At 65.6% G+C, this 11820-nt stretch carries 8 protein-coding genes; 3 read left to right on the top strand and 5 right to left on the bottom strand.

Translation table 11 applies throughout. From position 1 onward, the window contains the following. Positions 1-219 precede the first annotated feature (219 nt). Positions 220-1914 carry a glycosyltransferase gene (locus ACILRA_RS01290; RefSeq protein WP_395660279.1) on the top strand — a complete coding sequence of 565 codons (1695 nt, stop codon included), beginning with the start codon at positions 220-222 and terminating at the stop codon, positions 1912-1914. Here the strand turns inward: ACILRA_RS01290 and ACILRA_RS01285 are convergent. Further along, positions 1883-3583, bottom strand: a complete 1701-nt coding sequence (locus ACILRA_RS01285; protein WP_395660278.1) for a SulP family inorganic anion transporter — start codon at positions 3581-3583, stop codon at positions 1883-1885. The two genes, ACILRA_RS01290 and ACILRA_RS01285, sit on opposite strands and share 32 nt — an antisense overlap. Next, entirely contained in the window at positions 3580-4506 is a 927-nt protein-coding gene (locus ACILRA_RS01280) for a LysR family transcriptional regulator (RefSeq protein WP_395660281.1), read from the bottom strand. Before ACILRA_RS01280 ends, ACILRA_RS01285 begins: the two co-directional genes overlap by 4 nt. A gap of 94 nt (positions 4507-4600) precedes the next feature. On the opposite strand from ACILRA_RS01280, the gene ACILRA_RS01275 reads away from it, so the two are divergent. Beyond that, the gene (locus tag ACILRA_RS01275) at positions 4601-6076 is read left to right on the top strand and encodes a DUF1254 domain-containing protein (RefSeq protein WP_395660277.1); all 1476 of its coding nucleotides are present in this window, start codon (positions 4601-4603) and stop codon (positions 6074-6076) included. Between the two features lie 176 nt (positions 6077-6252). Here the strand turns inward: ACILRA_RS01275 and ACILRA_RS01270 are convergent, their stop codons facing one another. The 3 genes from ACILRA_RS01270 to ACILRA_RS01260 all read right to left on the bottom strand — a co-directional run bounded on the left by ACILRA_RS01270 (position 6253) and on the right by ACILRA_RS01260 (position 10759). Next, the gene (locus tag ACILRA_RS01270) at positions 6253-7086 is read right to left on the bottom strand and encodes a bifunctional allantoicase/(S)-ureidoglycine aminohydrolase (protein WP_395660276.1); all 834 of its coding nucleotides are present in this window, start codon (positions 7084-7086) and stop codon (positions 6253-6255) included. Positions 7087-7314: 228 nt separating this feature from the next. After that, a complete protein-coding gene (locus tag ACILRA_RS01265; protein ID WP_395660275.1) occupies positions 7315-8598 on the bottom strand; it encodes a L,D-transpeptidase family protein in 1284 nt (427 codons plus the stop codon). A gap of 112 nt (positions 8599-8710) precedes the next feature. Further along, entirely contained in the window at positions 8711-10759 is a 2049-nt protein-coding gene (locus tag ACILRA_RS01260; protein ID WP_395660274.1) for an FAD-dependent oxidoreductase, read from the bottom strand. Between the two features lie 77 nt (positions 10760-10836). Between ACILRA_RS01260 and ACILRA_RS01255 the strand changes: the two genes are divergently transcribed. Further along, on the top strand, positions 10837-11817 hold the full coding sequence (locus ACILRA_RS01255) for a threonine/serine dehydratase (protein WP_395660273.1): 981 nt from the start codon (positions 10837-10839) through the stop codon (positions 11815-11817). The last annotated feature ends 3 nt before the right edge of the window (positions 11818-11820 follow it).

Genomic DNA, 11820 nt, shown 5'->3' with positions numbered 1-11820 from the left:
GGGTCATAGGCACGCGCCGCTGTTTCCTGGGTGTATGCAACTTCTGATTGCATAACCAGAAGAAAAAACACTGCGCAGACAGTTGCCGAGATGACCGAACGTCGCTTCATTTACGTTACGTCAACCAAACAGGTGCGTATGTTCGAAGCAGGTGGCCATGACGGTTTTGGGGAGGCTCCTGCACCGCTGCCCATAATAGCGGGGAGCGAGGCGGATGTCTTGCCCCGTATCGACCGCGAGACATTGTGCGGCATGCTGCGCCGCCTGCCGCCGGAGGAACTGGAAGCCGCGCTGCAATCCAGGCTGCTGCCCGTGCTGAGCCTGCCTGGCATGGTGCTCCACGCCGCATGCGGGCCTGCCGCCCTGGCCGAGGGACAAAGGCGCGGCTGCAAGGTCGTGGGCTATGCCGAAGCACATGACCTGATCGCCGCCGCGCGCGGCGTCCACGGACCGTATCTTCTGGCAGAGGCCACGCTCGGGCTGGCGAAGCGCATGCCACATGCCTCGGCGCGGCAGCGGCTGACGACGCCACAGGCGGCAGGGCTGGCGGCCATCGCGCTCACGGTCACGGCAGGTGGGCTGCTGCTGCCTGCTGGCGTCTTCTGGCTTGCGGCCTCCGCGGTGGGCGGGCTGTTCTTTCTCTCTGTCGTCGCGCTGCGCCTGCTGTGCCTCATGCCGCCGGTGCAGCGGGCGGCGGCGCCCGAACCCGGACGGATGAGCGACGCCGCGCTTCCAGTCTATTCCGTGCTGGTGCCGCTGTTCCGCGAAACGTCCGTCCTGAAGCAGCTCATGTGGGCCCTCTCGCGGCTGCGCTATCCGCCGGGCAAACTCGACATCAAGCTGATCCTTGAAGAGGAGGACGTCGGCATGCAGGCGGCGCTGGCCGCGTTGCCGTTGCCTGAACACGTCGAGGTCATCGTGGTTCCGGCGGGAAAGCCGCAGACCAAGCCCCGCGCATTGAACTATGCCTTGCCGTTCTGCCGCGGCGATCTTCTCACCATCTATGATGCCGAGGACATTCCAGAGCCTGGCCAGCTCGCGGCGGCGGCCAGCCGGTTTGCGCAGGAAGGGCCGGAACTCGCCTGCCTCCAGGCGCAGCTCACCTTCTTCAATCCCGGGGAGAACTGGCTCACCCGGCAGTTCACGGCCGAATATGCGATGCTGTTTGGCCTTCTTCTGCCCGTTCTGGCAGACCACCGGCTGCCGCTGCCGCTGGGCGGCACATCCAACCATTTCCGCACGGCGGTGCTCCGGCAGGTGGGCGCATGGGACGCCTTCAATGTGACGGAGGATGCCGACCTGGGCCTGCGCCTTGCACGCCACGGCTACGCCACGGGCACGCTCGACAGCCTCACCCATGAAGAGGCGAACACGCGGCTCCCCAACTGGATGCGGCAGCGCGCGCGCTGGCTGAAGGGTTTTCTCGCCACCTGGCTGGTGCATATGCGCGCGCCGCGCCGGTTGATGCGCGAACTGGGCCCGGCGGGCTTCTGGGTGGCCCAGGCGGTCACGATCGGCGTCTTTGCGTCAGCTCTCCTGCATCCGATCTGCCTTGCGGCGACGGTCGTGCTCCTGGCGCTCCATCCCATGCTGCCGGAGGACGGCGGCGCCGTGTTCGCGCTGGTGGCCGGGCTCAACCTTCTGGTCTTCATCGCAGGCTATGCCCTGGCCATCATGCTGACGCACCGGGCGTTGCGGCTGCGCGGCATTTCCGGCTGGGGCGGAACGCTGGCCACCATGCCCATCTACTGGCTGCTGATGTCGGGTGCTGCCTGGCTGGCGCTGTGGCAATTCATGACCTCGCCCTTCCACTGGAACAAGACCGAGCACGGTCTCTCGCGCCTGCAGGCAGGCCGCAGGCGCCGGCCGTTGCTTGCCCGCTTCAGGCGGCCGGCGCGGCGCGAAAACGGCTGAGGGCTTCGGCCGTCGAGGCCGTGAACTGCACCGCCGGCGGCCTGACGCCGTGGGTCAGCAGCGCCTGGCGGATGCCGGGGTTCGCGCCCGACACGAACAGGCTGACGCCGCGCCGCGCCGTCTTGCTGGCAAGCCCCTCCATCACATGCGCGCCGGTCGAATCGAGGAAAGGCACCGCCGAGAAATCGATGATCAGAGCCTTGTGCGTATCCTGGATGCGGTCCAGCACGGAGGCGATCGAGGCTGCGGCGCCGAAGAAGAAGGCCCCGGTGATGCGGTAGATGACGACATCCGGATTGGCGGCGATCGCGTCATCGTAGCTGCCCCGCGGCTGGGCCGAATCGGCCATGTCCTCGCCGACGAAGGGTGTGTCCGTCTCAACCGCGGTTGCCTGTGACATGCGGTGGATGAACAGCACCGACCCCAGCGCGAAGCCGACGATGATCGCCTCCGTCAGGTCGCGGAAGATGGTGAGGAAGAAGGTGGCGGAGAGCACCGCGGCATCACCCCAGCCTGAGCGCAGCAACACTGAGATGGCGCTCTTCTCCACCATGTTCCAGGCGACGATGGCGAGAACGCCGGCCAGTGCGGCGAGCGGGATGAAGGCGGCGAGCGGAGCGGCAATCGCCATGAACACCAGGATGTAGACCGCATGCAGCATGCCCGACACCGGCCCGTGCGCGCCAGCCCGCACGTTCGTGGCGGTCCGCGCGATGGTGCCCGTCACGCAGAAGCCGCCGAACAGGGCGGAGCCCACATTGGCCACACCTTGTGCGACGAGTTCGCAGTTCGAGCGGTGGCGGCGGCCTGTCATGCCATCCGCCACCACGGCGGAAAGCAGCGACTCGATTGCCCCCAGCAGCGTGAAGGAGATGGCGGCTGGCAGCACCGCAATGAGCTTCGCCCATGACATCTCCGGCAGGGATGGCGCGGGCAGCATGTTCGGAATGCCGCCGAACTTCGAGCCGATGGTGGCAACCGGCAGGCCCAGAAGGGCGGTGGCCGCCGCGGCGAGCGCCACGGCGATCAGCATGCCAGGCCAGTGCGGGCGAAGCGCCTTGAGCCCCAGGATCACGCCCGCCGTGCCGAGCGACAGGGCGAGCGCCCAGGGGGAGAGCGTGGGAAGCGCCTGCCACAGCACGGGAAATTTCTCGATCAGCGGACCTGGCTCTGGTCCCGGCAGTGTCAGGCCGAGAAGCTCCCTCAGCTGGCTGGCGAAGATGATCATGGCAATCCCCGCGGTGAAACCAACCGTGACGGGGAAGGGGATGAACTTGATGAAGGTGCCGAGCCTGAGGAAGCCGATGAGCGCCAGCAGCACGCCCGAGACCAGGGTAGCGAGGATCAGCCCGTCCATGCCATGCGCCGCGACGGTCGTTCCCACCAGCACGATGAAGGCGCCCGCGGGGCCCCCGATCTGGAAGCGCGATCCGCCAAGCAGGGAGACGATGAAGCCGCCGGCGGCCGCCGTGTAGAGCCCTTGCGCCGGTGTTGCGCCCGACGCGATCGCGATCGCCATGGAGAGCGGAAGCGCCACGATCGCCACGGTGAGGCCCGACACCGCATCCATGCGCAGGTGCCTGAGGCCATAGCCCTCGCGCAGCACGGTGACGAGCTTCGGCGTGAAGAGCTCCGCAAAGGACGCGCGTGCGGCGGTCTGCCGTGTCATTGCGGCCGGTGCCGGAAGTATTGCCGCTCGGCGCTCCGTGCCACGGCGCGGAAGGCGAGCGCTGCCTTCGACAGCGGCTGGTTGCGCCGGTACATGATGCCCTGCGCCACTTTCAGCCACGGCGGGTGGAAGGGCAATTCGCTGAGCGCACCGGATTTCAGTTGCTCGGTGCAGTATTCCGGCCAGAGCATGCAGACGGCGTTGGAGGCCGAAACCACGTCAATCATCGAGCGCGGTGTAGCGCATTCGATGACGGGGACAAAGAACCGTCCGTCCTCCGACAGGGCCCCCAAGCCGCAGGCAGGCGGCAGCAGCTGGGCGATGCGGCCCGGCAGGCGCGGCCCCGCGAGGGGGAAGCGTGCAAGCTCTTCCATTGTCACCTGGTTGCGGCCGGCAAGCTGGTGCCCGCCGCGCACGATGATGCTGCCTTTGCGTTCCGGAAAGGCTTCCTTCGTGAGGTCCGGGTTCTTGTTCGCCTCGCTCAGCTCGCCGATGGCGAGATCGAATTCACCGTCGTGGACCGCCTCGGAGAGCTTCCACCAGTCGAGTTCCCGAAGGCTGATCGAGATGCCGGTATCGGCGGCCTTCATGGCGGTGACGGCGGCACTCGCCCATGATTGGGAGATGAAGGCGCCAACCGCAATCCGTAGCGTCTCAGAAGCGCTGCTGCGCAGCGCCTCGATCTTGCGGGTGAAGACGGCCTCCGCCTTGACGAGAACCGCCGCCTCCTTGAGGGCGCGCGCGCCGCCCGGCGTCAGGGCAACGCCCTGCGGCCCGCGCGCGAAAAGGGTAATGCCCATGTCGCCTTCAAGCGATTTGATGATGCGCGTGAGCTGCGGCTGGCTCATGTCCAGCCGCTCGGCGGCACGATGGAAGTTCAGGGTCTCGGCAAGGACAAGCGCGGCTTTCAGGCGGTCGAGCATGGCGGACACGCGATACCATTTCTGTATCAGCAGGCTACTTCATCGGTATCGCGACTTCAACTATGTGATGTGCATAGCGCAAGGAGCACAGCACATGGCCATTCACCGGAAACGTATGACTTTTGCAGCAATGTTCGCACTGGGCGCGGCGATTTGCGCGATGGTACCTGCCTCTGCCGCCTCATCCCAGGCCGTGCCAACCAGGCTTGGCGATCTCACGCTGGAGAATGGCTACCCCAGCCGCGAAACGGCCGACCGGCTCTATGACGAGATGGACTTCCAGCGCGCCACGCAGGCCTATCTCTGGGCGCTGCCCGCCGTCGGCTTCAAGGCGCTCTATGATGCCCAGGCCAAGACGCTGGGTGCCGCCAATGGCGAGATCATGTTCTACCGCGACCTGGCCGACAAGGCTGGCATGCTGACGCCGAACATCACCACCCTCTATGCCTTCAGCTTCTGGGACCTGGCGAAGCAGGGTGCGATGGTGGTGGACGTGCCTGAGGGCCTCACGGCGGGTGGCGTTCTGGACATCTGGCAACAGCCGATCACCGACATGGGCCAGACCGGGCCTGACAAGGGCAAGGGGGGCAAATATCTGATCCTGCCGCCGGGCAGCCCTGACGTCGATGCGCCGGGCTATCTGGTGTTCCGCGCACCCTCCAACCAGGTGTGGTTCGGCACGCGCGGTCTCGACCCGGACAAGGCCAAGGCCGAGGCCACGCTGCGCAAGTTCAGCATCTATGGCTGGGACCAGCGCGCAGCGCCCGCAGCCACAAAATTCAGCGATGTGGGTGGACGGGCCTGGCAATCAGCCCAGCCCGACACGCTCGAATACTGGAAGCTGCTTGCCGAACTCTATGCCGATGAGCCGGTGGCCCCGCGTGACCGCATGATGTTCGGCATGCTGGCCCCGCTCGGCATAGCGCCGGGCCAGCCATTCGCCCCGGATGCGCGCCAGACGAAGATCCTGACTGACGCCGCCAAGGTCGGCGAGTTGATGGCGCGCACCGTCGCCTATGACAAGCGCACGCAAGGCGCCAGCGTCTATCCCGGCAAGCAGTGGGAATATGCGGTGCTGTTCGACCTCGACCAGGAGGCGCCGGACAAAACCCGCGTGCAGTTCGATGAGCGCTCATCCTGGTTCTATGAGGCGATCGGCATGTCGGCTGGCATGCAGGGCCGCATCGTCGGCTTCGGGCAGGTCTATCTCGAGACCTCGAAGGACAAGGACGGCAACTGGCTCGACGGCGGCAAGACCTACCGGATGCGGGTGGAGCCCAACCCGCCGGTGAAACAGTTCTGGTCCATTACGCTTTATGACAACGTGACACGCGGACCCGTGATGACGGATCAGGGTGCCGCAGACCTGAGCTCCCGCAAGCCCGATCTCGTCACCAATGCCGATGGCTCGGTGGACGTCTTTTTCGGGCCGGAGCGTCCGGCCAATGCGCCGAACTGGATCAAGACAACACCCGGCAAGGGCTGGTTCCCCTATTTCCGCTTCTATGCGGCAACTGAAGCCTATTTTGACAAGAGCTGGCAGCTCAACGACATCGAACTGGTGAAATGATCTGCTACTTCAGAACATGATCCGCAAGAGTGGAAACCACTTTTGCGACAAGATCATGCTCAAGCAATTGATCATGCGCGGGTTCCTTTCGACAAGATGAGCCCACTGGTCGGAGCGCGCGCTAAGCCGGAAATGCAGGCACCGCTGGCGCCTTCCCGGCATTGGCCTCCTGCTGCTCAGCGCGCGAACGGGCTCTTCAGCTTCATGTGGCGGTTCACGTCCTTGTAGAGCAGGTAGCGGAAGCGCCCGGGCCCGCCTGCATAGCAGGCCTGCGGGCAGAAGGCGCGCAGCCACATGAAGTCGCCGGCCTCGACTTCCACCCAGTCGTTGTTGAGGCGGTAGACGGCCTTGCCTTCAAGCACATAGAGGCCGTGTTCCATCACATGCGTCTCGGCGAAGGGGATCGTGCCGCCGGGCTCGAAGGTCACGATGTTCACATGCATGTCATGGCGGATGTCGTTGGGGTCCGCGAAGCGCGAGGTGGCCCAGGTGCCGTTGGTGCCGGGCATGGCAACGGGCTTCACCTCTTCATCGGAGGTGATGAAGGCTTGCGGCAAGCCGATGCCGTCCACCTTTTCATAGGCCTTGCGCACCCAGTGGAAGCGCACGGCTGCACCCGATTCATTCCTGAGTGTCCAGGCTGCGCCGGGCGGTAGATAGGCATAGCCTCCGGTTTTCAGCAGGTGGCGGTTGCCATCGAGTGTCAGAACCATCTCGCCCTCGACGACGAAGAGCACGCCCTGCGCATCCGGCTCCAGCTCCGGCTTTTCGCTGCCGCCGCCGGGGGCCACTTCCATGATGTATTGCGAGAAGGTCTCGGCAAAGCCCGACAGCGGCCGCGCGATGACCCAGGCCCTGGTCTTGTCCCAGAAGGGCAGGAGGCTCGTCACGATGTCGCGCATGACGCCTTTGGGAATGACCGCATAGGCCTCGGTGAAGACCGCGCGTCCAGTGAGGAGATCGGTCTGCGGCGGGTGGCCGCCGGTGGGGGCGTAATAGCTGCGGGTCATCGTCTTGTCCGGTTTGTTGCCGGAGCAAGCGATAGAACTGCGGGCGTGATTGTGCAACGCGAACCTCGAAGCCGCGCTCTGTCCGGTCTTCTCCCGCTTCTACTGCGGGAGAAGGGGCCCGTTGCGCAGGCAATGGGGAGATAAGGGGATGCAGGCGCTGCCCTTGGTCCGGAGTTCGCGGTCCCTCTCCTCTCCCGCGCGCGGGAGAGGACGAAGGGTTCAATCCGTTTAGTAGGTCTTGGGCTGGGGCTGGCCGTAGATGAAGCCGGTGCCGTCGAGGCCGTAGACGTCGGGGCGGAAGTTCACGCGGCCGTCTTCGGTGGCCCAGGCGGTGAGGTACATCCAGCGCACGTCGGGGCCGTTTTCGATCTTCTGGTCGTACTGCTCGACATTGGCCACGATCATCTCATAGTCATAAGCCGTCAGCGGCGAGGCGCTGCGGTCGAGGATCCACTTCACCACGGTCTCGACCTGGTCGATGCGCACGCAGCCTGAGCTTTCAAAGCGCAGGTTGCGGCCGAAGGCCTCGCGGTGGGGTGTGTCATGCATGTAGACCATGTGGTCGTTCTTGAAATTGATCTTCACGGTGCCCAGCGAATTGTGGGCGCCCGGCTCCTGGCGGAAGAAGTAGCGCTCCGGGTCGGTCGAGGGCCAGTCGATGAACAGCGGGTCGATCTCTGGCCCGCCCACCCCGTCGAACACGCGGATGTGATTGACGTCGAGATAGGACGGATCCTCCATATATTTCGGCACGATGTCGCGCGCCACGATGGAGGCCGGGATCTTCCAGTAAGGATTGAAGTTGATGTCGCTCACCGTCGAGGCAAGCGTGGGTGAGGGACGCTCCAGCTTGCCGACCACGATGTTGTGGCGGGAATAGACGCGGCCGAATTCGACCGTCTCGAGCTGCGCGCCGGGGATGTTGACGAGGATCGACCGGTCGGTCAGGCCCTGCGCATAGGCTTCGACGCGTCCGAGGTTCTCACGCAGCGCGCCGAGCCTGGTATCAGCGGGGATGTTGAGTTGGGCCAGCGTCTTCTCGCCCATGATGCCGGAGGGCAGCACGCCATGGTTGATCTGGAAGGCGCGTACGCTTTCTTCCAGTTCATCGTCGTAGACGGCCGCTTGCGGGACGCCCAGCGTATCGAAGGGAACGTAGTTTTCCAGCACGAGGCGCTGGCGGAGTGCAAGGACGGCATCGCCCTTGGAGCCCTTCTTCAGCGTTCCGGGCTCCAGCGGCTGCCAGCCTCCGCCCGCCACGAATTCCTCATACATGGCGATCCCGCCCTGCAGCGACTCGAATGAGGTGGCGCTCAGCATCGGCGCCTGGTCCTGGCCGGCCACCACTTCCGTCTGGGTGGCAAGCTTCGAATTGTTGGGGTTTGCCTGCCGCGTGGTGGTGCCGAGCGAGCTCGTGAACACCTGCTCCTCTGCCCTGGCGAGGCCGGAGCCCATGACGAGCATGCTGCCCATGGCAAGAAGACGGCGGTTGAAGGCGCGGCGCGACAGCACTGTTCTATCCCCTGGTCTGACCGTTTTCTGACACTCAATCACAACGGTAAATGGTGCCTTAATTGCGCTCTGTCTAGTGCTTTCCTTCGGCAGGAATGAGGCAAGTTCTGGGTCAGCTGAGGGCGGTTACCTCGCGCCGGAAGGGAAGGTCGAGGAAATCCGGCGTGGGCTTGCCGAAGTCTTCCGCGAATTTCCGCCCGGAATGAACGGCGGCCGCGATGGTGCCCGGCCCGAAACAGTCGCCAGCCCGCGTTGCTGCAATGCCTTGCGCCTCAAGCGCAGGCCAGAGCCCGTCAACCGGCCGGCGCGAGGTGACGAGCACGCAGGCACCCGCCTCGAGCCGGACCGCCTCACCGGTGAACACGCAGTCGAGGGTCACATGGTCGCAGGCGATGGCCGACACGGCATGATTGGCGATGATCCTGACGCCGAGCTTCAGCAGCCGTGCCTGGATCGCCTTCTGCTCGAGCGAGGCCTTGGTATAGGATGAGGCGATGGCGGCAGGGGTGACAAGTGTCACGGCATGGTCCTCCCGCGCCAGGAGTTCGGCCAGGACACCGCCCATGTAGTAGTGATCGTCGTCGTAGAGGATGACCGTCTTCGATCCCGGCCGGCGCCCTGCCATGATGTCGTCCGGCGTCAGCACGCAGGCACCCTCCGCCATGGGGCAGGGATGGACGAAGTGGCGGCCCGTGCCGTCGCGCAGCCATTCGGAGCCGGTGGCGAGAAGCACGTGGTCCGCCCCCAGCTCCGCGATGGTCTCGGGCGTCATTTCGCTTTCGAGGTAGAGTGCCACATTGGGCATCTTGTTGATCTGCAGCATGCGCCAGTCGCGCACCCGGCCCCAGGCGGAAAGGCCGGGGAGGCGGCATTCGCGCGCGACGCGGCCACCGGCCTCGGAGGCGGCGTCGGCCAGCGTCACCTGGTAGCCGCGCTGGCCCAGGGCGCGGGCGGCCTCCAGCCCCGCGGGGCCCGCGCCGACGACGAGGATGTGCTTGTCCTCCTCCTTCGGCCTGATCTTCTCCGGGTGCCAGCCGCGCCGCCATTCCTCGCCCATCGAGGGATTCTGGGTGCAGCGGAGCGGCGTCATGGTGAAATCATGGGTGACGCAGACATTGCAGCCGATGCACTCGCGGATGTCGTCGAGGCGGCCCTGCTCGATCTTGCTCGGGAGGAAGGGATCGGCGATCGAGGGGCGCGCCGCGCCGATCATGTCCATGATGCCCTGCCGGATGACGCGCACCATCGTGTCAGGCGAGGTGTAGCGGCCGACACCGACCACGGGCTTCGTGGTGAGCTTCTTCACACCCTTGATATAGGGCTCCTGGAAACCCTCCTCGGCGAAACGCGAGGTCTGGGAATCTTTCGACCAGTCGGAGAGCGAGAGGTCCCACAGGTCAGGGAGTTCCGCCATCATGGCGATGGCATCCTCGACCTCGGCGGGCTCAAGGCCTGCGGAGCCGTTGAATTCATGCATGGCAATGCGCACTGGCACGGCGCAGACATCGCCGACGGCGTCCTTGGTATCCGCGATCACTTCGCGAAGCAGGCGGGCGCGGTTCTCCAGCGAACCGCCATATTCGTCGGTGCGGAAATTGGTGGCGCGCGAGAGGAAGTGCTGGAAGATCCCCAGCCCGTGGCCGGCATAGACATAGACGAGGTCGAAGCCCGCCTGCTTCGACCTGAGCGCCGCCTGGCGGTGGGCGCGGCGGAGGTTTCGGATGTCCTCGCGGTCCATGCCGCGCGCCGTGACGGGATCGTTGAAATAGCTGGCGGTGGGCATGGGGCTGGCGGCGATTGGCACCTCACGGGTGGCGAGGTTGCTGGCGGTATAGCCCGAATGACAAAGTTCGATGCCCGCCAGCGAGGAATGCTCGTGAACCTTCTCCGCGATGCGCGCCAGCATGGGAATGTCGTGATCGCTCCACAGGCGGAGCTCGACATAGGGCGAGACATCCGCCGTGTGGTGGATCTCCACCATCTCGGTGCAGACCACGGCCCAGCCACCTTCCGCCTTCATGCCGCGCATGGCGGCCAGTGCCGAGGCATCGCGGTGGCCCATGCCATTGCAATGCGGCACCTGGTAGAAACGGTTGCGCGCCACATGCGGGCCGATGCGGATGGGTTCGAAGAGGATGTCGTAGCGGGGATCGCGGGTCATGGTCTGTTCCGGTTTGCGGACCTAAGTTCTAGCAAACCTCGGATGCCTTCCGCTATGCTGGACTGCGTGGGGGATCGATGATGCTGCCGACAAGCGATGACGTGGCACTGGCCGCAAGGCGGCTCGAGGGCTTTGCCGTAAAGACGCCGGTGATCGAGTCGCCACGGCTCAATGCGCTGTGCGGGGGCCGCGTGCTGGTCAAGGCGGAGTGCCTGCAGAGGACCGGCTCCTTCAAGTTCAGGGGGGCGTGGAACTGCATCTCGCAGCTTGATGCCGCATCGGCCCCGGGAGGGGTCGTGGCCTATTCCTCCGGCAACCATGCGCAGGGCGTTGCGGCTGCCGCTGCCATCAGGGGGCTTCCGGCGTTGATCGTGATGCCGGCCGACACCCCGCGCATCAAGCAGGACAATACGCGCGCCCATGGTGCGGAGGTCGTCACCTATGACCGCGCCACGCAGTCACGCGAGGCAATCGCCGCGGCCCATGCGGAGGCGCGCGGCGCGGTGCTGGTGCCGCCCTTCGAGCACCCCGGCATCATCGCGGGACAGGGCACGGCGGGGCTCGAACTGGCGGAGGAAGCGAGATTGCGCGGGTTGACGCTCGATGCCGTGCTGGTCTGCTGCTCCGGCGGCGGCCTGACGGCTGGCATCACGCTCGCCATGGCGGCGGCCTCGCCCGCGACGCTTGTCCACACGGTGGAGCCTGTGGGCTTCGATGATTATGCGCGCTCGCTGGCAAGCGGGCGGATCGTGGCCAATGCGAAGCCCTCGGGCTCGATCTGCGATGCCTTGATGTCGGTGTCTCCCGGCGAGATGACCTTCGCCATCAACCGGGGCCTGGTGGGCGCAGGCCTGACCGTCACCGACGCGGAGGCGGCTGAGGCCATGCGTTTTGCCTTCGCGGAATTGAAGCTGGTGCTGGAACCGGGCGGTGCGGTGGCGCTTGCTGCAGCGCTCCACGGCAGGATCATCACGCAGGGCCGGGCGATCGGGGTCATCGCGTCCGGCGGCAATTGCGATGCGGAGATGTTCGCCAGGGTTCTCAGGCGGGAGATCTGAGGC

The organism is Aestuariivirga sp., from assembly GCF_044239095.1.
Taxonomy (GTDB): domain Bacteria; phylum Pseudomonadota; class Alphaproteobacteria; order Rhizobiales; family Aestuariivirgaceae; genus Aestuariivirga.
The sequence above is the reverse complement of the archived record's forward strand: the minus strand, read 5'-3'. Positions and strand labels throughout refer to the sequence as shown.